The organism is Rhizobium acaciae, assembly GCF_025941625.1.
Lineage (GTDB): Bacteria > Pseudomonadota > Alphaproteobacteria > Rhizobiales > Rhizobiaceae > Rhizobium > Rhizobium acaciae.
The window spans coordinates 32,410-55,332 of sequence record NZ_JAPCZO010000016.1; the positions used below are offsets into that span (position 1 = coordinate 32,410).

At 61.0% G+C, this 22,923-nt stretch carries 18 protein-coding genes; 11 read left to right on the forward strand and 7 right to left on the reverse strand.

Going from position 1 to position 22,923, the window contains the following annotated elements; all coding sequences use genetic code 11:
• Positions 1 to 129 precede the first annotated feature (129 nt).
• The 7 genes from OLZ32_RS24325 to OLZ32_RS24355 all read left to right on the forward strand — a co-directional run bounded on the left by OLZ32_RS24325 (position 130) and on the right by OLZ32_RS24355 (position 7,882).
• Entirely contained in the window at positions 130 to 759 is a 630-nt protein-coding gene (locus OLZ32_RS24325) for a TetR/AcrR family transcriptional regulator (RefSeq protein WP_171376838.1), read from the forward strand.
• Between the two features lie 11 nt (positions 760 to 770).
• Positions 771 to 1,565, forward strand: coding sequence for a pyrroline-5-carboxylate reductase family protein (locus tag OLZ32_RS24330; protein WP_264399616.1), 795 nt, complete (start codon positions 771 to 773; stop codon positions 1,563 to 1,565).
• A gap of 67 nt (positions 1,566 to 1,632) precedes the next feature.
• A complete protein-coding gene (locus tag OLZ32_RS24335) occupies positions 1,633 to 2,634 on the forward strand; it encodes an ABC transporter substrate-binding protein (protein WP_017991589.1) in 1,002 nt (333 codons plus the stop codon).
• 208 nt (positions 2,635 to 2,842) lie between these two features.
• Entirely contained in the window at positions 2,843 to 3,730 is an 888-nt protein-coding gene (locus OLZ32_RS24340) for an ABC transporter permease (RefSeq protein ID WP_264399615.1), read from the forward strand.
• Positions 3,723 to 4,802, forward strand: a complete 1,080-nt coding sequence (locus OLZ32_RS24345) for a quaternary amine ABC transporter ATP-binding protein (RefSeq protein ID WP_264399614.1) — start codon at positions 3,723 to 3,725, stop codon at positions 4,800 to 4,802. The genes OLZ32_RS24340 and OLZ32_RS24345 overlap by 8 nt, the downstream gene beginning before the upstream one ends.
• 173 nt (positions 4,803 to 4,975) lie before the next feature.
• Positions 4,976 to 5,980 carry an Ldh family oxidoreductase gene (locus OLZ32_RS24350; protein WP_264399613.1) on the forward strand — a complete coding sequence of 335 codons (1,005 nt, stop codon included), beginning with the start codon at positions 4,976 to 4,978 and terminating at the stop codon, positions 5,978 to 5,980.
• 900 nt (positions 5,981 to 6,880) lie between these two features.
• Entirely contained in the window at positions 6,881 to 7,882 is a 1,002-nt protein-coding gene (locus OLZ32_RS24355; protein ID WP_264399612.1) for an AraC family transcriptional regulator, read from the forward strand.
• 27 nt (positions 7,883 to 7,909) lie between these two features.
• Here the strand turns inward: OLZ32_RS24355 and OLZ32_RS24360 are convergent, their stop codons facing one another.
• The 7 genes from OLZ32_RS24360 to OLZ32_RS24390 all read right to left on the reverse strand — a co-directional run bounded on the left by OLZ32_RS24360 (position 7,910) and on the right by OLZ32_RS24390 (position 18,001).
• Positions 7,910 to 8,194: a hypothetical protein gene (locus OLZ32_RS24360; RefSeq protein ID WP_003551007.1), complete on the reverse strand. Its 285-nt coding sequence runs from the start codon at positions 8,192 to 8,194 to the stop codon at positions 7,910 to 7,912.
• Positions 8,191 to 10,485: an FdhF/YdeP family oxidoreductase gene (locus OLZ32_RS24365; protein WP_264399611.1), complete on the reverse strand. Its 2,295-nt coding sequence runs from the start codon at positions 10,483 to 10,485 to the stop codon at positions 8,191 to 8,193. Before OLZ32_RS24365 ends, OLZ32_RS24360 begins: the two co-directional genes overlap by 4 nt.
• An 82-nt stretch (positions 10,486 to 10,567) precedes the next feature.
• Positions 10,568 to 12,496 carry a diguanylate cyclase gene (locus tag OLZ32_RS24370; protein ID WP_264399610.1) on the reverse strand — a complete coding sequence of 643 codons (1,929 nt, stop codon included), beginning with the start codon at positions 12,494 to 12,496 and terminating at the stop codon, positions 10,568 to 10,570.
• Positions 12,497 to 12,924: 428 nt separating this feature from the next.
• Positions 12,925 to 14,364: a coniferyl aldehyde dehydrogenase gene (locus OLZ32_RS24375; RefSeq protein WP_264399609.1), complete on the reverse strand. Its 1,440-nt coding sequence runs from the start codon at positions 14,362 to 14,364 to the stop codon at positions 12,925 to 12,927.
• A gap of 21 nt (positions 14,365 to 14,385) precedes the next feature.
• Entirely contained in the window at positions 14,386 to 15,492 is a 1,107-nt protein-coding gene (locus tag OLZ32_RS24380; protein ID WP_264399608.1) for an NAD(P)-dependent alcohol dehydrogenase, read from the reverse strand.
• A 57-nt stretch (positions 15,493 to 15,549) separates the two neighbouring features.
• A complete protein-coding gene (locus OLZ32_RS24385) occupies positions 15,550 to 16,374 on the reverse strand; it encodes a p-hydroxycinnamoyl CoA hydratase/lyase (protein ID WP_264399607.1) in 825 nt (274 codons plus the stop codon).
• A gap of 40 nt (positions 16,375 to 16,414) precedes the next feature.
• The gene (locus OLZ32_RS24390; RefSeq protein WP_264399606.1) at positions 16,415 to 18,001 is read right to left on the reverse strand and encodes an AMP-binding protein; all 1,587 of its coding nucleotides are present in this window, start codon (positions 17,999 to 18,001) and stop codon (positions 16,415 to 16,417) included.
• A gap of 275 nt (positions 18,002 to 18,276) precedes the next feature.
• Between OLZ32_RS24390 and OLZ32_RS24395 the strand changes: the two genes are divergently transcribed.
• The 4 genes from OLZ32_RS24395 to OLZ32_RS24410 all read left to right on the forward strand — a co-directional run bounded on the left by OLZ32_RS24395 (position 18,277) and on the right by OLZ32_RS24410 (position 22,875).
• Complete coding sequence (locus OLZ32_RS24395) at positions 18,277 to 18,705, forward strand: DUF805 domain-containing protein (protein WP_264399605.1); 429 nt, start codon at positions 18,277 to 18,279, stop codon at positions 18,703 to 18,705.
• A 469-nt stretch (positions 18,706 to 19,174) separates the two neighbouring features.
• Positions 19,175 to 19,660, forward strand: a complete 486-nt coding sequence (locus OLZ32_RS24400; RefSeq protein WP_264399604.1) for a MarR family winged helix-turn-helix transcriptional regulator — start codon at positions 19,175 to 19,177, stop codon at positions 19,658 to 19,660.
• A gap of 123 nt (positions 19,661 to 19,783) precedes the next feature.
• Entirely contained in the window at positions 19,784 to 21,190 is a 1,407-nt protein-coding gene (locus OLZ32_RS24405) for an adenylate/guanylate cyclase domain-containing protein (protein WP_264399603.1), read from the forward strand.
• A 554-nt stretch (positions 21,191 to 21,744) separates the two neighbouring features.
• On the forward strand, positions 21,745 to 22,875 hold the full coding sequence (locus OLZ32_RS24410) for a TRAP transporter substrate-binding protein (RefSeq protein WP_003550987.1): 1,131 nt from the start codon (positions 21,745 to 21,747) through the stop codon (positions 22,873 to 22,875).
• The last annotated feature ends 48 nt before the right edge of the window (positions 22,876 to 22,923 follow it).

Below are 22,923 nucleotides of genomic sequence, written 5' to 3' on the forward strand. Positions count from 1 at the left end.
AAAAACATCAGAGGAAACGCTAAGCACAATGTACATATGTGTCAACATTGAAAACAACCGGGTCGTTGTTTTCGACACTGATGTACATTTTTCTTGTGTGCCGCCTCACAATTTGATAGGAGATAGCCCATGGATCAGGCTTTGAACGACACTGGCTGGCGCGGATCACAGGAGGGATGGCTGGAAGCAGCTTACCACTCGCTGCTGGATTCCGGCGTGGATTCGGTGAAAATTCTGCCGCTGGCGAAGAAGCTCAACCTTTCGCGCACGAGCTTCTACTGGTTCTTCAAGGACCGGGAGGAACTGCTGGCCGGGCTCGTGGCGCGGTGGCGCGACAAAAACACCGGCAACATCGTCAAGCAGTCCGAAGCCTACGCGGAATCGCTCGCCGAGGCGATGCTCAACGTCTTCGACTGCTGGCTTAACAATGATCTGTTCGACGCCAGGTTCGAATTCGCCGTGCGCAGCTGGGCGCTGCAGTCCGACGAGATTCTCGCCGAGGTCCGGCAAGCCGACCAGCTTCGCCTGGAAGCCCTCAAGCGGATGTTTATCCGGTTCGGGCTACCAGAAGCGACATCGGATGTCCGAGCGCGAACAACTTACCTCGTGCAGATCGGATATATCTCCATGCAATCCAAGGAGGAACTCGCCGTCCGCATGAAACGGATTCCCGAATATATCGCGATCTACACCGGCGAAGTGCCGCAGCAGAGGGAGCTCGATCGCTTCTTCTCCCGGCATGGCTACAGGCCGGGTTAGGGAAGACCGGGATGAGCGCTTCCTTGAGGATCGGTATCATTGGCGGCGGAGGCTGGCTTGGCGGAGCAATCGCCGGCTCGATCCTTGATGCCGGCCTGGTCGAACCTCGAAATCTCTCCCTTTCCCATCGCAGTGAGCAGCCGCGCCGCTTCCCGAATTCTTTCCTGACCACCGACAATCAGGCGCTTGCCGACCGTTCGGACGTGATCCTTCTCTCCGTCCGTCCTGATGACTGGCATGCTCTTGATGTCGATGCCGGCGGCAAGCTCATCATCTCGGTCATGGCGGGCATCCGCCTGGACGCGCTTTCCGAGCGCCACAACACCGGTCGCGTCATCCGCGCTTTGCCGAACGCCGCCGCCGAAGTCGCCAAGTCCTATACGCCGTGGATTGGCGCGCGCGATGTCACCGAAGACGACCGGGCACTCGTCCGCGCGTTTTTTCAGGCATGCGGATCTGAGGACGAGGTCGCAAGGGAAAGCGACATCGATTACCTCACCGGTCCTTCCGGTTCCGGACCGGCTTTCCCGGCACTGCTCGCCGCCGCCATGATGCGCGACGCCGTCGCAAATGGCCTGCCGGCGGAGATTGCGCGCCGCGCCGTCAACACGGTGATCACGGGCGCCGGTCGCCTGCTGGAGCGCCGCGACGAATGTCCCGATGAGGTCGTTCAAACCTTTGTCGGCTATCGCGGCACCACGGCGGCAGCCATCGAAGGCATGCGCGCGGCCGGGTTCGACGCTTCGGTTGCGGAGGGGCTGTCGGCAGCATTCAAGAAATCGGTGAGTATGGGAGACGCTTCCTGACAACCGTTGGAGTGGGTCCTGCGGCGCCCCGCTCATCAAAACCGGCCGCTAAACAGAGGGAACGAGAATGAAAAAACTACTCGCATCGACATGTCTGGCGTTCGGCCTGATCGGCGGGGCATCTTTCGCCAGCGCCGCCGAATGCGGCACCGTGACCATCGCCAGCATGAACTGGCAGAGTGCCGAGGTCCTCTCCAACCTCGACAAGTTCATCCTGAACGAAGGTTATGGCTGCGAAGCGGAAATCACTGTCGGCGATACCGTTCCGACGATCACCTCGATGGCTGAAAAGGGCCAGCCGGACATCGCGCCGGAAGCCTGGATCGACCTGCTGCCCGATGTCGTCAAGAAGGGAACGGAAGAAGGCCGGATCGTCCAGGTCGGCTCTCCGCTGCCCGATGGCGGCGTGCAGGGCTGGTGGATTCCCAAATATCTGGCCGACGCCCATCCCGACATCAAGACCATCGGCGACGTGCTGAAGCATCCGGAGCTCTTCCCCGATCCTGAAGATTCCAAGAAGGGCGCCATCTACAACGGGCCGCAGGGCTGGGGCGGCACCGTGGTGACCACGCAGCTCTACAAGGCCTTCGAAGCCGACAAGGCCGGCTTCACCCTCGTCGATACCGGCTCGGCTGCCGGCCTCGATGGTTCGATCTCCAAGGCTTACGAACGCAAGGAAGGCTGGGCCGGCTATTACTGGGCGCCGACCGCGCTGCTCGGCAAGTATGAGATGGTCAAGCTGGAAGCCGGCGTTCCGAACGACGCCGCCGAATGGAAGCGCTGCAATACCGTTGCCGATTGCCCCGATCCGAAGCCGAATGCATGGCCGGTCGACAAGATCGTCACCCTCGTTGCAAAGCCTTTCTCGGAAAAGGTCGGCCCTGAAGTCATGGACTACCTGACGAAGCGCTCCTGGAGCAACGACACGGTCAACAAGCTGATGGCGTGGATGACCGACAACCAGGCGACCGGCGAGGACGGTGCCAAGCACTTCCTCAAAGAAAACAAGGACCTGTGGAGCAAGTGGGTTTCGCCTGAGGCAGCCACGAAGATCGAAGCTGCTCTCTAGAACAGGATGATTTTAGGCCTGTTCGGCCTAAAATCTGAATCCTGTTCTAAGTTGAATAGTGAGAGCATGATGTCGTCCGAAAACCGCTCACACTTTTCGGCATCATGCTCTAACGCCGACTATTGCGGTGCGCTTGATGCGCACCGCCTCTCGCTGCCGATAAAATGAAAAAGACTGCCACGGCTCTTTGAAGAAAAAGGGGAACCGAATGGAATGGTTTTATAAATTCCCGCATATGGATGACGATGCCCTTCGCAATCTGAAGAAGGCGATCGATGACGGTTTTCGCGCGTTTACCCGCACCTATGGCGACGCGATCGAAAGTCTCTTCTCCCCGCTGCAGCATTTCCTGATCGCCGCCGACCGCTTCATGACGCAGACGCCGTGGCCGATCATTACGGCAATCATCCTTGTCATCGCATGGTTTGCCAGCCGCAGCCTGAAGATCGTCCTCGGCTGTCTCGTCACGCTGCTGTTGATCGGCTATTTTGACATGTGGGGCGATACGATGCGGACGGTCTCGATGATCTTCGTCTGTACCGTGCTCTCCATCGCCATCGGCATTCCGATGGGGATATTGATGGCGCGTTCCGACCGGCTGCAGCGCATCATCAATCCGATCCTCGACGTCATGCAGACCATGCCGAGCTTCGTCTATCTGATCCCTGTCGTCATGCTGCTCGGCATCGGCAAGGTGCCGGGACTGATCGCGGTCGTCATCTACGCCATCCCGCCGATGATAAGGCTGACCGATCTCGGCATCCGCCTGGTCGACAAGGACGTGCTCGAGGCAGCCGATGCGTTCGGAACGTCGAGCTCGCAGAAGCTGTTCAAGGTCCAGCTGCCCCTGGCGCTTCCCACCATCATGGCCGGCATCAACCAGACCATCATGATGGCGCTCGCCATGGTGGTCGTCGCTTCGATGATCGGCGTCCAGGGCCTTGGCCAGCCGGTTCTGAAGGCGATCGCCAACCAGTACTTCACCCTGGGTATTTTCAACGGCCTTGCCATCGTCGGCATTGCCATCATCTTCGACCGGGTCAGCCAGGCGTATGGCAAACGGCTCCAGAAGCATCGGGAGATCGTCCATGGCTGATCAACGTTTCGGCGGCATCAAGATCCGCCATCTCTACAAGATCTTCGGTCCCAATCCTGGCGCTCATGTCGATGCCGTCAAAAAGGGATTGTCGAAGACCGAGCTCAACGAAAAGCACGGCCACGTGCTCGGCCTGAAAGATATCAATGTCGAGATACCCTCGGGCCGCATCCAGGTCATCATGGGCCTTTCGGGTTCGGGCAAGTCGACGCTCATCCGCCACATCAACCGTCTGATCGATCCAACCGCCGGCGAAGTGCTTGTCGACGGCGTCGATGTGGTGAAAATGAACGAGACCGAATTGCGGACGTTTCGCCGGCACCAAACGGCAATGGTGTTTCAGAAGTTCGCGCTTCTGCCGCACCGGAATGTTCTCGACAATACCATCTTCGGCCGCGAAGTGCAGGGCATGGAGCGCTCGAAAGCCGTCGACGTCGCCATGGGCTGGCTGGAGCGGGTCGGCCTGAAGGGCTTCGAGAGCAAATATCCCAACCAGCTATCGGGCGGTATGCAGCAGCGCGTCGGGCTGGCACGAGCCCTCTCGAACGATGCGCCGGTTCTGCTGATGGACGAGGCCTATTCGGCGCTCGATCCATTGATCCGCACCGATATGCAGACGGTCCTTCTCGACATTCAGAAGGAGATCAAGAAGACCATCGTCTTCATCACCCACGATCTTGACGAAGCCCTTCGGCTGGGCGACCAGATTGCGATCCTGCGCGATGGCGAAGTCATCCAGCAGGGCACCAGCCAGGACATCGTTCTGCGTCCGGCCGACGCCTACATCGCCAACTTCGTCAAGGAGGTCAATCGAGGCCGGGTCATCCAGGTCGATGCCATCATGACATCCTTGCATTCCGGTGCGGCGCCAGGCGGGTTGACGATTGCATCAGGCACGACCGTCGAAGACGCCGTCCGGATCCTGGCATCGGTGGCGCACGACGATGCCAGGGTGGTTTCACCATCTGGGGAAGCATTGGGGCTTGTCACCTTCCGCCAGCTCGCGGGCGCGATGGTGAACTCGCAGGAGGTGGCCCCCCGACGCGACAGCGCCCTCTCGGTCGCACTTTGACGCTCCAAATGCGGCCGTTCTTTCCGTTTCGTTGGCGACGCCGATATCAGGCACGTCGCCATCTCTGGAACTGGGAAGTCGGCCGCCGGGCGCCTGGGGATCACGATGTCAAAACTCTTCCCGCGTCTGTTTTCGCCGATCGGCCTGGGCAGGCGAGCGGCATTGGAGCTGTGATGGCCGGGCAGAGAATGAGAATGCCGATCGACGAGCTCCGCCACCTGGCGCTCGAAGCCTGCCTCGCCTGCGGCGCCAGCCTGGCCATGGCAAAGGCGCTCGCCGATGCAACGCTTTCGGCCGCCTGCTTCGGGCGCACTGAGCTCGGCTTTCCGCATTTCGTCGATTATCTCACCAGCCTGCGCGACGGGCGGATCAATGGAGACGCCAAGCCCCGCTTCAACCATGTGCTGCCGGCCCTGATCCAGGCCGATGCGGACGGCGGTATTGCGCAGCTCGGGTTTGACCTCATTTACGACGACTTCGTGAAGCGCGTGAAAACCTTCGGCATATCCGTCCTCACGCAAAGAAACAGCTATACCGCCGGGGAATTGGGATATTACGTCCGGCGTCTCGCTCAGGACGGGTTGATATCCATCGCTGCCGCCAACGGACCGGCCTTGATGGCGGCCGCCGAAGGCGGGGAGCGCGTCTACTGCACCAATCCGCTCGCTTTCGGCGTGCCTCTGCCGGAACCCTTGCCGCCCCTCGTCATCGACCAGGCGACAAGTGCGACGGCGTTCATAACCCTTGCCGAGGCGGCAAAGGCGCAGTCGCCGATTGCTCACGGCATGGCCATCGACGAGACCGGCGCAATCACCACCGATCCGGTCAAGGCGATGCTCGGCGCTCTCCTGCCCTTCGGCGGTTACAAGGGCGCCAACATCGCCCTTATCGTCGAGATGCTCGCCGCGGGTCTTTCCGGTGCCGCGTGGTCGCTCGATGCCGGCCACTTTCTTTCGGGCGAACACCCGGTGAATGCGGGAATGACCATGATCGCGTTATTCCCCACGGCCGCGGATTCGGATTTCCCGGAGCGCGCCAAGGCCCAATTGGAACGGTTGCGTTCCAAGGGAGTCCGCATCCCCGGAGACAGTGCGATGCCCGCCAGCGTCGTGGAAACCGATAGTCTTGACGTCGACATAGGCGTGTTGGAAACGATCCGTCGCTTGTGCCTTCAGTGAGAAAATCATTGCTCAGCCCAAAGCCGAATGCATCGCGCCCGGCGGCATCATGCCGAAGTTCCCATCGTTGGTGCGCATTGAGAAATTGAAGATCTCTATCCACTTTCCGCAGCTCGTTGCGCAAGACAGGCGGCTTTCAAGCAAGTGCTTACGTATACATTTTGCGCAAGGTCAGTCCAGACTGCGCCACGAAAAGCCGGTTGGCCGACAATATCGGGACCTGACAATTGCTCCATAGCTAAGGAACAGTAAGATCAATCTCGACCAAGGCCATGATGGTTTGCGGTCCTAAAGCCAAGCCCGTCCATCCATCACCCCCAAAGGATGGAAGGGATCGTACATACGCACTCCATCCCGTGCGTATGCCTGCATGCCTGTCTGCCTGCCGAAGGCCATCTTTAAGCGGTCCACTAAGACCCTTCGGCAGGCGACTGCGCGGCTGGCGAATTGGGGCGCTTTCTACAAGCTTCAGATGACGGCATCTTGGCAACATCGCCGCGGTTGAACCTGTGGCGTGGCGGAGACAGCTGCAAAATCGTACCTTCAGCTTAATCGTTTTATCAGCGGGTTGTCGTCATCGCCGCCAGCGTGACGTCTTGCCAATGGCCGCGGGTTCTGTCAGTTCCTGATCTGGATGGGAACTAATGCATTCAACGGGTTGGTCTTTTTGACCTCTACCATGCCCGAATTCGGCCTGCATCAGCTGGCACAAACCGCTGATCTCGATGCCGGTATCACGCGGAGATCCACCTGCTCCGCTACAAGCTGCTGCACTCTATCCAACAATCGTCTAATATACATCCAAGGCCGTTCATCCGGCTCTGATGAAGCGCCGCGCGCTGGCCTGCGAGCGGTGGAGAAGGGTATCTCGAAACAACCACATCGAACAATGGGAGCAGGATGACGGAAAATAGCACTGCGCCATTCTCATTTCGATTTAGCGGTTCGTCCTTCGATAATATGGTCGAAACGCTGGGGGGCGCTTTTGGCGCATTTGATGCAGAGCCTGTCGGCCGCGCCCAGGACTTCCATTGGGGATTGGATTTCTCGGTATGTGAAAAAGCCGTCCTGCTCACCGGTTATCATGAGGCGGAGTTTCAGTTCAATATCGAGCCGACCGCCGATACGGCGGAGTATCTGTCGATCGTCGTGCCGCGCAGCGGCGGCATGGGGGTAACCTATGGATCGTCCCGCATCGCCGAGGCCGGGCAAGGAAAATTGCTTCTCTATAACAATTTCGAACCCAACAGCGTCATCATGCATGGGCAATCGAACGTCATCGACGAATTGCTGATCAACTGGCCTGTCATCCTGCAGACGATCGGCCAGACGTTCGAGATGCCGTTCAGCGGCTCCCTCGACCTGCTACCGGAACTGGATCTGTCCAAGCCTGAAGGCCGGTTGATCGGCAATCTCACGGAAACGGTCATCTCAGGCATGCGCGACGATGGCCCCTTGCTGCAGTCGCCGATCGCCATGGCGCATATGACGCAGGCGCTCGCCGAGCTGGTCGTGCGCCTGGTGCCGCACCGGCTGTCGCATTTCCTGCAGAATGGCCCGGCGCTGATCGCCCCCCGGCATGTCCGCCGGGCGATCGAATTCATGCACGCCAATATCGATCAGCCGATCACCATGCCGAAGGTGGCCGAAGCGGCCGGCGTATCCAGCCGGGCGCTCGAGACCGGTTTTCGTGCGTTCAGGGGAACCTCTCCCGCCGCCTATCTGCTGACGCTTCGGCTGCGCGCAGCGCGCCAGGAACTGCTCGATCCCGAGAGCAAGGAGACCATGAAGGCCGTCTGCCTCAAATGGGGCTTCTTTCATTTCGGCCGGTTTTCGGCAGTCTATAAAACCACATACGGAGAATACCCCTCCGACACCAGGAAGCGCGTGATCCGCCGCTAGCGGCCGTGGCTTGCGGCGCGGAGGTGTTTACGTCTCGTCCCGCGGCGGCAACGTGTATTGCACTCTCATCGTCCTTGGATCCCGCTTCACGATCTGCAGCACCCCTTCGCGTTCCGCCAGGACGTTGAGTTCCCTGAGCACGAGAGAATGCGCGATCCCCAGCAGGCGCGCAAAGGCGCGGCTGTCACGCGCAATCCCCAGATCCGCGGCGACCAGGAGACCGGCCTGGATGGATGTCAGCCTGGTATCCCTGCCTTGTGCCGCAGCGACGAGGGCAAGAAAACGATCGACGTCGGACGCCTCTTCGCTCACGCGGCTTTTCGCCGACGAAAGGACACCATGATCGATTTCGAGGTGGGCGTATCGCTTTCCACGCCCGCGCTGCCAAGCGGCACGAGCACGTTCAGTTCGGGATAGTAACCCGCGATGCTTCCTCGCGGAATGTCATAGGGCACAAAGCGGAAATTCTCGGCGATGCGCTCGATACCGTCATCATGCTCGCCGACCAAGTCGACCCGGTCACCGGCCTCGGCATTCATCGCCGTCAGGTCGGCTGGATGAATGAAGATGACCTGCCGCTCCCCGTAGACGCCGCGATATCGGTCATCGAGACCGTAGACCGTCGTATTGTATTGATCGTGCGACCGGAACGTCTGCAGGGCGAAGCGCCCCTCGCCCTTTCGCGCCCGCTGATGCACCGTCTCCTCCGGAAGCGCCTCCGAAGAGAATGATGCCTTGCCTGCCGGCGTATCCCACTCCCGATGGGCCGCCGTATTGCGCAGGTGGAAACCGCGCGGTTTGCGCAGGCGCGCATTGTAGTTTTCGAAGCCTGGAATGGTCGCCTCGATATGATCGCGGATGCGGTCGTGGTCGTCGGCAAGCTCTGCCCAGTCGACCACGGCGGAGCCGACCGTCGCCTGTGCAATGCCGGCAATGATGGCGACTTCCGAGAGGAGATGCGGCGAGGCCGGGCGATTGATGCCGGCAGACCCATGCACCATGCTCATCGAATCCTCGACGCTTATGAGCTGTGAGTTGCCCGCCGCGTTCAGATCCATCTCGGTGCGCCCGAGGCACGGCAGGATGAAGGCCGTCTCGCCGGGCATGAGATGCGAATGATTGGGCTTGGTGGCGATATGCACGGTCAGCTTCAGCCGTCGAAGCGCCTTTTCAACGAGTGCGCTGTCGGGCGTGGCGCGGGCGAAATTGCCGCCAAGCCCGATGAAGACCTCGGCCGAGCCATCGAGCATCGCTCCGATCGCGGCAAGGACATTGTGGCCATGTTCGCGGGGAACGGTGAAACGGAAATGCTTCTCCAGCGCATCGAGGAAATCATCCGCCGGCTTTTCGTTGATGCCGACGGTGCGGTCGCCCTGCACGTTGGAATGGCCGCGAACCGGGCAAAGGCCGGCCCCCGACCGGCCGATATTGCCGCGCAGGAACATGAAATTGGCGATCTCGCGGATCGTCGCGACGGAATGCAGATGCTGGGTCACGCCCATCGCCCAGGTGCAGATGACCCGCTCGGCGCTGATATAGACATCGGCCGCCCGTTCGATCTCCTGCCGGCTCAGTCCCGATTGGTCCTCAATGTCGGCCCAGCTGGTCGCCTCGACCGCTGCCCTGTATTCTGCAAAACCCGCGCAGTGTTCGGCGAGAAATGCGTGGTCGAGAACGGAGGGCAGGCCGGCGGCGGCGGCGGCGTCTTCCGCAGCCAGCACGGCCTTTGCCATCCCGCGCACCGCGGCCATGTCGCCGCCGAGCTGCGGCTGCAGATAAAGGCTGGCGATATCGGTCGAACCGCCGCGCAGCATCTCGACCTTGTCCTGCGGGTCGGAGAAGCGCTCCAGGCCGCGTTCGCGGATGGGATTGAAGACGACGACGCGTGCACCGCGGATCGCCGCCCGGCGCAGGTCGCCGAGCATCCTCGGATGGTTCGTGCCCGGGTTCTGCCCGATCACGAAGATCGCGTCGGCCTCCTCGAAATCCTCCAGCAGTACGGTACCCTTGCCCACACCGACCGCCTGACGCATGGCGATGCCGCTCGCCTCGTGGCACATGTTGGAGCAGTCGGGAAAATTGTTGGTGCCGTAGACGCGCACGAACAGCTGGTACAGGAAGGCGGCCTCGTTGCTCGCCCGGCCCGACGTGTAGAATTCCGCGCGGTTGGGATTATCGAGGCCTGTCAGGGTGCTGCCGATCTCGGCAAAGGCATCCTCCCACGCGACCGGCAGGTAACGGTCGCTCGCCGCATCGTAGCGCATCGGATGCGTGAGGCGGCCATTGAGTTCCAGTTCATAGTCCGTCAGCTGGCGAAGCTGCGATACAGTCTTTTCCGCGAAGAAGGCGGGCGTGGCCCGCTTCTCTGTCGCCTCCCAGGCGACGGCCTTCACGCCGTTCTCGCAGAACTCGAACGACGATCCGTGCTCCGGATCGCCCCAGGCGCAGCCCGGGCAATCGAAACCATCCGGCTGGTTCGCCTTCAGCATCGTCCGCGCCCCTGAAATCGGCATGCCGCTTTGAAGCAACCGCTTCCCGCAGCTCTTCAAAGCGCCCCAGCCGCCGGCTGCTGCCGATTTCTTACCAATGAATTTTGTGTCCATGCGCCCTGTATTGTCGAAGCGGGGAAAACATCAAGGGCGCACGCGCGATGGCTCGATAGGAAAAACCTATCAAGGATTCTGTCTAACCGACGTCCTTCATGGAGTGCCGCTCCTCGGGCGAATGCGCCAGGATGCGATTGCGGCCTTGGGTCTTGGCGTCGTAGAGCGCGGCATCGGCCTCGGTCAGGAGGCGGGTCGGGTTGATCCTCAAGGTGGCTCCCGTCGCACAGGATATGCCGATGCTGGCGGTCACCCGGCCGAATTCGCTGCCGGAATGAACGATATTCTCCTGGCTCAGGAGCCGTGCGAATTGGTCGGCAACGTTCATTGCCCCTTTCGCACTGGTTGCGGGGAGCAGAACCACGAATTCCTCTCCGCCGTAGCGTGCGACGATGTCTGCCGGGCGGCTGACCGACTGGCGCAGACACCTGCTGACGATACGCAGGCATTGGTCTCCGGCGGGATGACCATAGGTGTCGTTATAGGCCTTGAAACGGTCGATATCGACCATCAGAAGGCTGAACGGCGTGTTTTTCCTGGCGCTTCCCGCGGTCTCGCGCGCGAAAGCCTCGTCGAAGGCCCGGCGATTGACCATACCGGTGAGCCCGTCGGTCTCGGCAAGGGACTTCATCTGCTCCGCCGACAGCCTGAGGGCGATTTCCGCCTGCTTTGTCGCCGTGATGTCCGATACGACGGCCATCGCCGTACCGTCTTCCGCAAGCCTTGTCCGGATGCTGCGCCAGTCGCCGTTGTGAAGCTGAACCTCTTCGTCCTTGTTGCTGTGCAACGTTGCGCTGGCGGCTTTGATCCACTCCTCGCGGTCATTGTCCGGGATACCGGTGCGCTCGCCGGTTTCGGCGACGCGGCGAAGGATGTCGCTGATATGCGCACCAACCACGCGAGCGTCCCCGGATAGCGGAAAGGCGGTGCGATACTGGTCGTTGCAGAAAACGAGGAAACCTTTGCTGTCGTACATGGCGATGCCATCGGACATGCCGGCCATCGCATGTGACAGCAGGTTCTTGCTCTTGCGCAATTCCCGCTCCAGGGCAGTCCGCTCCGTCACGTCACGCGTGACCCCGGCAAGGCCGATCACCCGCCCCTGCCTATCCTTCAGCGGCACCTTGGAGGCGAGCAGGTATCTGTCTTCGATACGCTCGACGGAGTCGATCAGGGGCACCCCGGTGTCCATGACCTGCTGTTCGAGATAATAAAATTCTTCGGCGCGCGGCCGCGATATAAGATTGAAATCCGACAATCCGGTCATCTCCGCCGTGGTTCTGAAACGAAAAAGGCGGCTCATATTTTCATTGACGGTGATGAACCGGCTGTTTCTGTCCTTCACGTAGAGATAGTCGGGCGACTGCGAAAACGCGGTCACCAAGATGCTCCGCTCCAGCTCCCATTGCTGCGTCTTCAACAGAACGAAACCACACAGCGCCGTCGCCAGGCAGTTTAATACCGTCATCGGCAGACCGATGATGGCCAATACGCGGGCGTGCACCAGTGTGGGAAGCACCGCCATCAATACGATAAGTGCAACGCCGAGCGCGAGGCTCAGCAGCGCAACGTCCATGAGCTCGGCAGATCTCTTCCGGATCCAGACATTGGCAGCCAGGCCAATCCCGGTTGCGACAGCAATTGCGATCAGGCCATCGATCATTGCCGTGCCGCCGACACAGAAGCGGAAGACCATCGCCAGCGACGCCGCAAAGGCGGCCGCGATCGGTCCGCCGAACATGCCCGCCAAAGCAAGCGGCGAAAAGCGGATGTCGATATAAATGCCGGGATTGACTTCGACGGCCAGCAATATGGACCCGATGGAGGCGCCGCCGGCTATGATTCCGAAGGCGATTTTTTCCTGTGTGACCGAACGACGCTGAAATTGGATCGAGAAATGCGCCCAGAGCGAAATCGCCAGGCACACGAATGACAGGTTGCCACCGAATTGCGTCCAGATGCCATTCACCGCGTTGGATCCACCTTCCAATACATGTACCGAACCAATCATAGGGCAACACTGGTTTGAGCTTCGTTAAATCGCAGACCCGTCAGGCTATATTCGTCAGCAGGTGCGTCTCCAGGCCGGCCGGCAGCAATACGGCGACAGGAAAGCGGGCGCCCGCCGCGACGGTGAGGTATGGGCAGAGAGGCCCGCTGCCAGATTTACGACATCAGAAGTGGGCGAAACCGGAATTGAAAGGTCATGCCCGAGGGGCGGCAGGAGACATCAGTCCGCTACGCCCTGCGGTTCAACGTTTAGCAGCCGATGCATAAGGCATATTTAACAACGGCATCCGCTGCGTCGGGCCACCTGGCCCAATGACACAATATAGCGTTATCCGGATAAGCCTGCGCAATCGGGCCATCCGTTGCGAGCAGCCATCCCGTGCCGTCGGCAGCCGCGGCTGCCGACGGCATTGTCCAACACTTCTTCGACTACTTGCAGATCGCCGCCGCCAAGAAGCCGCGCATCGCCTCGCCGTAAGGCGGCCGCATCATGTATTCCGCTTCCACCATCCTGCTCTGGTGATAGACGGCGCGCGGATGAGAGAAGGCGAGGAAGCCGAACTTGCCGTGATAGGCACCCATGCCCGAATGGCCGACGCCGCCGAAGGGCAGGCCTTCCGCCGTGACGTGGCTCATGCAGTCGTTGACCGTCACCCCGCCGGAGGTCGTATTGTCGAGGACGCGGGCCTCCTCCTGCTGATCCTGGCTGAAGTAATAGAGAGCGAGCGGGCGCGGCCTGGCATTGATACGATCGATGACGTCGGCGATATCGCGATAGGGCACGACCGGCAGCACGGGTCCGAAGATTTCCTCCTGCAACACGCGCATCTCTTCCGTCGGATCGAGGATCAGGGTCGGTGGCATGCGGTGCGCCGATTGCTGGGAGAAATTCTCCGCCGCCGGGTTGATCTCGACGATCCTCGCGCCCTTGGCCCTGGCATCGTCGATCAGGCCCTCTATGCGGGCGAGATGGCGGGCATTGACGATCGAGGTGTAATCAGGATTTTCCTTCAGCGCCGGATACATCGCGCCGACTGCCGCGACCGCGTGCCCGGCAAAGGCCTCGACACTTTCCTCGGGCACATAGACATGGTCCGGCGCCAGGCAGATCTGGCCGGCGTTCAGCGTCTTGACGGTCATGACGCGGCGCGCCGCGTCGGCGAGGTCGGCCGAGCGGCCGACGATGACGGGCGACTTGCCGCCGAGCTCGAGCGTCAGCGGCGTCAGGTTATCCGCCGCCGCGCGCATGACGTGATGGGCGACCGCGGTTCCGCCGGTGAAGATCAGATGGTCGAAGGCAAGTGAAGTAAAGGCCGTGCCCGCCGACGGTCCGCCCTGAACGACAGCGATTTCGGTTTCGTCGAAGGCGCCGGCAATGAGTTCCGCCATCAAGGCGGCCGAGGCCGGCGTCACCTCCGACGGCTTGATCATGGCGCGGTTGCCGGCGGCAAGAATGCCGGCAAGCGGCGCCAGGGCGAGCTGATAAGGGAAATTCCACGGGCTGAGGATTCCGACAACCCCCTTCGGCTGATAGACCACTTCGGCCACCGCGTCCGGGAACAATGCCTCGTGCTGCTCGGGCTTCAGCCATTCAGCAAGATGGGCCTTGGCATATTTGAGCGAACCGACGCAGGTAAAGACATCGAGAAGCAGGCTCGCCTCGACGCTGCGGCTGCCGAAGTCCTCCGACAGGGCAGCGGCGATCGCATCCTTATGGTCGACGAGAAGAGCGATGACGCGGTCGATGCGATCGATGCGGGTGTCGATGCTTGGCGGCCCTTCCTTCAGGAAAGACGCCCTTTGCCGGTCAAGCAGCGCCTTCATGACATCGGGGCTGGTATCGGTGGCGATTGCGGTGATGGTGTTCATTGTTTCCTCCCTTGAACGGTGTCAGACGGCCGGCTGACGCACGACCGGTTTCAGCACGATGCCCTTTTCCGAATCCTCCACCGCCTGATTGATGTCGGCGAAATCATAGAAGGTGATGAGCCTGTCGAAGGGGAAGCGGCCCTGCCGATGCAGGTCGATCAACAGCGGGATCAGCACGTCGGGATTGGAATCGCCCTCGACGATGCCACGGACCCGGCGCCCGCCGGACAGGATATGGGTGAGGTCGAGCGTCAGCGTCGCGCCATGGGGCGAGGCCCCGACGATGCCGCACGTGCCGCGCGGCGTCAGCACCCGCACGCACTGGTCGATGACGGCGGGCACGCCGGAGGCATCGATCGAATAATCGACGCCGGCGCCGGTCAGCGCCATGATCGCGGCAACCGCGTCACTCGCCTTGCCGTTGACGATGTCGGTTGCGCCAAGTTCGGCCGCAAGTGCCAGCCGCGTCTCGTTGACGTCGACGGCGATGATCCGTGAAGCGCCGACGATCCGCGCCGCCATCACGGCGGCAAGACCGACGGAACCCATGCCGAAAACCGCGAGCGCTTTTCCCGGCTCGACCTTCAGTGCGTTCATGACCGCGCCGGCGCCGGTCTGGATGCCGCAGGCGAGCGGCCCAAGCAGTGCCAGATCCGCATCCTCAGGCACTTTCACGACATTGCGCTCATGGCACAGCGCGTGACTGGCAAAGGAGGATTGCCCGAAAATATTGCCGTGAACCCGCTCTCCCTCGCATGAGAGCCCGCTCGAACCATCGGCGCGCGCACCGAAGAAGTTGCGCGGGAAGAATTCGTGGCAATAGGTCTCCTCGTGATCGTTGCAGCTCGGGCAATGACCGCAGGAATTGAAGGTCATGACCACGTGATCGCCGGCCTTGACCTTGGCAACGCCCGGTCCGACACGCTCGACGATGCCGGCGCCTTCATGACCGAGCACGACCGGCTGCGGCACCGGCAAGTGCTGGTCACGCATGACGATATCGGTGTGGCAAACCCCTGTCGCCACGACGCGAACCAGGATTTCACCTTCGCGCGGCTCCTCCAGATCGAGCCTTTCCAGCGAAAACGGCGTATGGGGCGCACGCGCCACCGCGGCATGGATCTTCATTGCTTTCCTCCTCCCGATGATCGGCTCGTCAACCCGCCCGGCGAGCCGGGCTCGTCCTCAGCGGCCGCGCTTGTAGGCGCCGAGGCCTGGCTGATAGGTCTTGTCGTCGAGGAACTGCTTCAGCCCCTCGTCACGCCCCTTGGTCTTGTCGAGAAACAGCATCTGCTCCAGCTTGGCGTAGATGTAATCGTCGGCGAGATCCCAGGGCAGGTCGCGCACGCGCTTGTAGGTGTCCTTGGCGGCCTTCAGCGTCACCGGGTTCTTTTCGAGCAGGCTGGCGCAGATCTTGCGGACCCGGGTTTCCAGCTCTACGAGCGGCACGGCCTCGTTGACGAGACCCATTTCTGCGGCCTTGCGCCCGCCGAACAGTTCGCCGGTCATGATGTAATAGAGAGCGTCGCGATGACGCATCACTTCGGCGACCGCGCGGGTGACGTTGCCGCCCGGCAGAATTCCCCAGTTGATCTCGGAGAGGCCGAAATTCGCCTCCTCGGCGGCGATGGCGAGATCGCAGGAGACCAGCGGCGTGAAGGCGCCGCCGAAACACCAGCCGTTGACCATGGCGATCGTCGGCTTTTCGAAATACATCAGCCGGCTCCACCAGCCGCCGGACTGCCGCCGCGCCTTCAGCGTCGCATCGCGCGGCTTGTCGTCATTGTCGCGGAAATATTCCTTCAGATCCATGCCGGCCGACCAGGATTCGCCGGCGCCGCGCAGGACGAGGACGCCGCAGCGCTCGTCGCCCTCGAGCTCGTCGAGCACTTCGAGCATCCTGATATTCAGGGCCGGGTTCATCGCATTGCGCTTTTCCGGACGGTTGAGGGTCACGAAGGCGATGCCGTTGTCGAATTCGACCAGAACCGGCGATTGCATATCGGTCATGAGGTTACTCCATGGGTTTCGGCGTGAATGCCGGGCCGCTTCACAGGGCCTGTCGTTGAGGGGTTTCGTCGGAATGGAACCGGCGCAGGACATGTTTCTGCACCTTGCCGGAGGCGGTGCGGGGAATGGCCTCGACGAAGAGGATGCGCGCCGGGCGCTTGAAGGCGGCGAGCCTTGCCGCGCAATGACCGGCAATCTCATCGCCCGTTGCCACGGCACCCTGCCGCAGCACCACATAGGCGAGGCCGCATTCGCCCCACCTGTTATCGGGAACGCCGACGACCGCGGCGTCGAGAATATCGGGATGACTTGCGAGTGCCGCTTCGACCTCGGCGGGGTAAACATTCTCGCCGCCGCTGATGTACATGTCCTTCAGCCGGTCGACGATGCGATAGAAGCCGTTCGCTTCACGTCGGCCGAGATCGCCGGTGCGGTACCAGCCGTCGGTGAAGGCGGCAGCGGTTTCCTGAGGCTTGTTCCAATAGCCCGGCGTCACCGCCGGCCCGCGCAGCCAGAGCTCGCCGATCTCGCCTTCATCAACCTCCCGGCCGTCCTCGTCGACGATGCGAATGTCGAGCAAGGGTGCGGGAAGACCGACGCTGCCGGGATTGTCCTGCACGGCGCGCCGGTCGATCGGCACGTGCAGCACCGTTCCGGCCTCGCTCATGCCATAACCGTTGACCAGCGCAACGCCGTCATCGAGATAGCTTTCGATCAGCACCTGCGTCAGCGGCGCGCCGCCGACGAAGAGCGCATGCAGGCCGGCGAGCGCCGCGGCGCTATAGGCGGGGTCGTTGCGCAAGGCGAGCGCGATCTGCGGCACGGCGAAATAATGGGTGACGGCACGCTGCCGGTCGGCAAGGGCTGCGAGCGTTCGCGCCGGCGTGAAGCGGTCGGAGACGACAAGCGTACCGCCCAGCATCAATGTGGTGCGCGCGACGGCAATCAGGCCGATCGTGTGGAAGAACGGCAGGTCGCACAGGGCGACGGATCGCGGCCCGATTTCTCCGACGACGGAAAAATTGATCGCGGCGAAAAAGGCGTTGCGGCGGGTGATGACGACGCCTTTCGGCTGTCCCGTCGTGCCCGAGGTGTAGAGAAGGACGCAGGGGCCATCGGCATCGGCGGGCAGCGGAGCGGCCGGAAGGCTCGCTTCGATCCGCGCGGCGAGCCCGGCCGAACCGTCTTCCGTCGATATCACCGCCATCTCAGGATCGGCGCCCGCAAGGCTGGCGACGGTTGCCGCGAACTCCTCGTCGTAAACGAGCAGAGCCGGCGCGCAATCGGCAAGGATCGGCCGAAGTTCGGCGGCGTTGAGACGCCAGTTGAGCGGCACGTAGATGGCGCCGGCACGCTGGCAGGCAAAGGCAAGCACGATCGAATCCATGGAATTGCGCGCCAGCATGGCGACACGCGCCCCGTCGCGGCGCGCTCCGAGCACATCGCTCAGCAAGCCGGCGCAGCGGGCGATCCGCGCATCGAGTTCGGCATAGCTGAGCTGCCGGCCGGTAGCGATCTCGAACAGAGCCGGACGGTCCGGTGCGACGCGGGCGCGATAAAGGATCGGATCATCCGTCACCAGTCCGCAATCCGCCGACGAAGCCATCCCGGAAAAGGAATGCGCCATTTTCTCCTCCCATGCCAACCGCTCCCCGCGGTAGGCACCAAATTTGTATGCAACACATACTAATATCTTTTCCCGGCAGGATGCAAGAGGCTGTTTAAGGTTTGCCGACCTCCTTAGATGTCGCGATGTCCGGAACTCCTTCTTGATGCGGAAGAGCTGCTCCTCGCCAAAAACACAGCCTATGCCAAGTCTTTCAATTGCCGTTTGACGCTGCTTCAATGCAACCGTCTAACTATGAGCACGAGAGTGTTTTCTCGATCAGTTGCGGGGGTACAATGCTCAAAACATTCTCGTTACAGGGTAGGCTTGGTCGTCTTCGCTATTTCCTGTTTAGCGTGGCAGTCATCGCTATCGCCGCGGCCGCGGTATTCGCGCTCACTCGCCTACTGACGCTGGTCGGAACTCGGCAGGCGTTTTCAATAGTTCAGGGGTCAATCGCCCTAACCTATGTGCTTGCTATCATCGCCAGCCTCTGCCTGATGGTGAGGCGACTGCATGACTTCGATCAGAGTGGCTGGTGGACCCCTTCAGTCTTAGTGCTTCACTTGGTCTACGGCCATTACGAGGCGGTTGGCTCCCTGACCGCGACAATTCTCATGGGCATCTTTCTGCTGGCGGTCCATCTCGCAATCATCCTCACTCCTGGCTCGAAGAATCCCAACAAGTTTGGCGAAGTGCCCGGCTTTGCCGGAGCGCCCGCTTAGATTTGCTCCGCGGATAATGGCCGCCGCGAGCAACCCCGGCGTTGCGGAGATCAAGCGGCCGCATTGCTACCCGGTTCCGAAGATTTCCGCCGTGATCCCGTGACCTTGGACCCAATGGGGATGTGGCGCAGGTAACCGGCAGCGATTTCTCTTGCCGAAAGACTCGGCGGGTGGACGTATCCGCATGTGCTGCGCTCCTCCCGACGGATATCGTCGAGGGCGTCGAAGATGTCGCAGCCGTTCTCGAAGCGTATTGAAGCGCGGTTGCCGTTGCACTTCGGGCATTAAACCCTTCGCCACCGGTTCTTTGCCGAGGTACTCGGCGCAGGCGAAGTCCGAAGTGAATTTTCGTCCGCACGTGAACGCTAGGTGTGGTTAACGCCTGTACGAACGGGATAAGCCTTCTAAGGATATTGACTAACCTGCTGATTTTGATGGTTATGGCGCCTGGACGAGGCGAGAACGAACGATGGCGACAAAATCACCGCAGGACGATTTCGAGGGCGAAGATGCGCCCGTGACGTCGGGCCTCGACGTCGGCCGGCTTGGCGACCTGCTGGGATTTCACCTGCGCATGGCCCATGTCGCGATCTATCGCGACTTCGCCGAAACCGTGGAGGAACTGGCGCTGACGCAGAAGCAGCTGGCGGTGATGGAACTCGTCGCCGGCAATCCGGGCGCATCGCAGATCGACCTTGCCAATACGCTCGGCACCGACCGGGCGACGATGATGGCCCTCGTCAACCGACTGGCAGCCCGCGACTTCATCGAACGCCGTCCCTCCGCGGCCGACCGCCGCCGCCAGGAACTTCATCTGACGAAGGCGGGACGCGCAATGCTCGCACGGGCGCGTGCGCTGATCGACAAGCATGAGCAGCGTTTCATCGAGCTCTTTTCGCGCGACGAACTGGATGCGTTGCTGACGGCGCTGAAGCGGATATACAAGGGGAACTGAAACCCGCCTTCGCTTGGGAAGCAAGCAGCATCCAAGCCTTTAGATTTCTATTGGGACACTCCCGTGTTATGATCCCGATCCTGGCGTCGTCCGCCGTGGGTTCTGCGCACGGAGACTTGTCTAATGAGCGAAGTGGACGTCCTTTTTGCCTCCCTGCGACAGGCGGCTGACCCGCAGACGGTCGAGTGCATCGAAAACGTCGTCACGCATGGCTCGGATCGTGAACTCAATCGCATCAATGCGCTCGCTTTCGCCGATAAGCATGATCTCGACCAAGAGAAAACCATCGCCGCGTTTCTTCATGCAGCCCGCATAGGCGCATTCGAGATGACCTGGAATGTCCTTTGCCCGGGATGCGGCGGCGTCCTCGACAGCGGCGCAACCCTCAAAACCGTTGTCCACGAGACGTACCATTGTGCGCTCTGCGCCGCCGGATACGAACCGACCCTCGACGAGATGGTCGAGGTCACGTTCACGGTCAGCCCGCGCGTGCGCAGGATTGCCGGTCACGATCCTGATCGGTTGCCGCCGCTCGAGTACTACCGGCAGATCTTCTTCAGCTCCGGGGTCGACCTGCCTGACGATCTCGAAGCGAGGTTTTCGCGCATCCAGCTGGAGATGATCGAGTTGGCTCCGGGCGAAAAGGCTTTCGTCTCGCTGCAACTGCCGGCGCAATTCGTCATCATCTTCGATGCGGTAACACACTCGGCGCAGTTCATCGACGTGCAGGGTGAGCCCACCGACGAACGTCAAACCCTCTCGATGATCATCAGTCGGACGCATGCACTGAACGAAACGCTGACCCTTCGTCCCGGCTCACTGCGGCTCACCCTCGAGAACCACACCGATCGCAGAGTGGTGCCGAACGTCTGCATCGCAGGAGACGAACTGCACGACCTGCTGGGCCGCAGGCGGCCTTTTCTGACAGCCAAGCGGCTGCTGACGAACCAGAGCTTCCGCGACATCTATCGGACCGACACACTCGACGTCGACCAGCGCCTCAAGATCACCAGCCTGACCTTCCTCTTCACCGACTTGAGGGGCTCGACCGCGCTTTACGAGCGCGTCGGAGATCTTGCCGCTTTCGATCTGGTCCGAGCGCATTTCCGGGTTCTTCACGAGATCGTCGCCACAGAGGCCGGAGCGGTCGTCAAGACCATAGGCGATGCCGTGATGGCGACCTTCCCGAGCCCGGACCGCGCGGTGGCGGCGGCACTCAAGATGCGGGAGGCCATGCTTCGGTTAAATGCCGAACACGGCAGCAACGATCTTCTCCTGAAGATCGGCATCCATGAGGGACCATGCCTCGCCGTCAACCTGAACGACCGGCAGGACTACTTCGGCCAGACCGTCAATATCGCTTCCCGCGTCCAGGGCCTTGCCGATCCCAATGTGATCATGACGACCGAGGCGATCGTCGAGGATGCCCAGGTTTCAGAGATCCTCCGCGACAGCGGCATCACATCGGCCTCCCGGATGGCGGAACTTCAGGGCATCGGGAGAGAGGTGAGGATTTTTGCACTGTCGTGAGCTTCGTCTGCTTTTTGACGTCAAGCCAACTTGAGCGGTTTCCCCTAAGGGGCCTTTTGTGGACTTTCATTGGGCAATCAGTGTTCGGCAGCTTCGCGCCTCTTCTCGGTCATAGAGGCAATTGTTGCCGCTCCCCGAAAGCGGCCATAGCATTGGTTTGACGAGACGACATCTGTGCGCCATGTCTGGACGTCGGCTCTCGTCGGCTTAATCGACTTGGGACGAAGGCGATCAAGAACGAGCACATAGTTCCAGTTCAGCACATGGCTCCAGTTCATCGTCGACGGGCGAAAGCAGCTTTTTCTTTCTAAGCTGGAGGTAGTCCGGACAACGCGGAGCAGCGGTACTGGGCCTTGGCCGTTGGACCACAGCCCCAAGCTGTCATCAACAACACTTGAACGTCTGTCAGAATTGCAAAAAGTGTGCATAATTGACAAATGAGAACAATCAGTTGTTGATACTGATCGGGAAGAGGTTGGGAGGCCTCTTGTTCAACTTAGCAGACTACCAGGAAATGCAGGGAGAATTCGACAACAATCCAGGGAGGAAGAACAATGACCAAAAAGGCAGTATCGCGTCGAGAGTTGCTGGGAGCCTCTACGCTCGTTGGAGTAACCGCAGTTGGGGCTCTTGCCGCCCCGGCCGTGCTGGCCCAGGCACCCACCGTCATTAAAATGCAAACATCCTGGCCCGCGTCGGACATCTGGATGGATTTTGCCCGCCAGTACGTCCAACGGGTCGAACGAATGTCCGGCGGACGCCTGAAGTTCGAACTAATGCCTGCCGGTACGGTCGTCGGCGCGTTTCAGGTGCTCGACGGCGTCAACGATGGCGTGATCGACGCAGCCCACACCGTTCCCGTCTATTGGTACGGAAAGCACAAGGCAGCTTCCCTCTTCGGTACCGGGCCGGTATTTGGCGGCAGCGCAACCACCATGCTCGGATGGTTCCATCAAGGTGGCGGCAAGGATCTCTACCGAGAACTCACCCAGGACATCATGGGGCTGAACCTTTACGGCTTCTATGGCTTCCCGATGCCCGCGCAGCCGTTCGGTTGGTTCAAGAACCAGGTCGCGACCGTGAACGACGTCAACGGCCTCAAATATCGCACGGTCGGGCTCGCCGCCGATCTCATGCAGAATATGGGCATGAGCGTCGCTCAACTTCCGGGCGGCGAGATCGTGCCGGCAATGGAGCGAGGTGTCATCGACGCCTTCGAGTTCAACAATCCCTCCTCTGACCTACGGTTCGGTTCGCAGGATGTCGCCAAAAACTACATGCTGTCGTCCTACCATCAAGCGAGCGAATCTTTCGAGTTCCTCTTCAACAAGGATGTGTTTGACGACCTTCCCGACGATCTGCAGGCGATCCTGGAATATGGCGTGGAGGCAGCAAGCACGGCGAATACAGCGTCCGCGATGGACAACTATTCAAGCGACCTTCAAAAACTCCAGGCCGAACATGGCGTGACCGTGCACCGCACTCCAAAGGAAATTCTGGATGCACAACTGAAGGCCTGGGATGCGATCATCCCCACGCTTGAAGCGGATGCGTTCATGAAGAAGGTGCTCGACAGTCAGCGGCAGTGGGTGGAGAGGGTCGTGTACTACGAATTGATGAACTCCGCCGATCTCGCACTCGCCTATGAGCACTATTTCCCCGGAAAATTGAACCTCGGAAAATAGATGGTGAAGGCCCGGTATTTCCGGGCCTCGTCCCTCATCGAGGTTAGG

Bases quoted from the DNA above. Each gene is read 5' to 3' on its own strand.
- OLZ32_RS24325 (WP_171376838.1), top strand. From the start codon at position 130: ATGGATCAGGCTTTGAACGACACTGGCTGGCGCGGATCACAGGAGGGA.
- OLZ32_RS24330 (WP_264399616.1), top strand. From the start codon at position 771: ATGAGCGCTTCCTTGAGGATCGGTATCATTGGCGGCGGAGGCTGGCTT.
- OLZ32_RS24335 (WP_017991589.1), top strand. From the start codon at position 1,633: ATGAAAAAACTACTCGCATCGACATGTCTGGCGTTCGGCCTGATCGGC.
- OLZ32_RS24340 (WP_264399615.1), top strand. From the start codon at position 2,843: ATGGAATGGTTTTATAAATTCCCGCATATGGATGACGATGCCCTTCGC.
- OLZ32_RS24345 (WP_264399614.1), top strand. From the start codon at position 3,723: ATGGCTGATCAACGTTTCGGCGGCATCAAGATCCGCCATCTCTACAAG.
- OLZ32_RS24350 (WP_264399613.1), top strand. From the start codon at position 4,976: ATGGCCGGGCAGAGAATGAGAATGCCGATCGACGAGCTCCGCCACCTG.
- OLZ32_RS24355 (WP_264399612.1), top strand. From the start codon at position 6,881: ATGACGGAAAATAGCACTGCGCCATTCTCATTTCGATTTAGCGGTTCG.
- OLZ32_RS24365 (WP_264399611.1), bottom strand. From the start codon at position 10,485: ATGGACACAAAATTCATTGGTAAGAAATCGGCAGCAGCCGGCGGCTGG.
- OLZ32_RS24370 (WP_264399610.1), bottom strand. From the start codon at position 12,496: ATGATTGGTTCGGTACATGTATTGGAAGGTGGATCCAACGCGGTGAAT.
- OLZ32_RS24375 (WP_264399609.1), bottom strand. From the start codon at position 14,364: ATGAACACCATCACCGCAATCGCCACCGATACCAGCCCCGATGTCATG.
- OLZ32_RS24380 (WP_264399608.1), bottom strand. From the start codon at position 15,492: ATGAAGATCCATGCCGCGGTGGCGCGTGCGCCCCATACGCCGTTTTCG.
- OLZ32_RS24385 (WP_264399607.1), bottom strand. From the start codon at position 16,374: ATGACCGATATGCAATCGCCGGTTCTGGTCGAATTCGACAACGGCATC.
- OLZ32_RS24390 (WP_264399606.1), bottom strand. From the start codon at position 18,001: ATGGCGCATTCCTTTTCCGGGATGGCTTCGTCGGCGGATTGCGGACTG.
- OLZ32_RS24395 (WP_264399605.1), top strand. From the start codon at position 18,277: ATGCTCAAAACATTCTCGTTACAGGGTAGGCTTGGTCGTCTTCGCTAT.
- OLZ32_RS24400 (WP_264399604.1), top strand. From the start codon at position 19,175: ATGGCGACAAAATCACCGCAGGACGATTTCGAGGGCGAAGATGCGCCC.
- OLZ32_RS24405 (WP_264399603.1), top strand. From the start codon at position 19,784: ATGAGCGAAGTGGACGTCCTTTTTGCCTCCCTGCGACAGGCGGCTGAC.
- OLZ32_RS24410 (WP_003550987.1), top strand. From the start codon at position 21,745: ATGACCAAAAAGGCAGTATCGCGTCGAGAGTTGCTGGGAGCCTCTACG.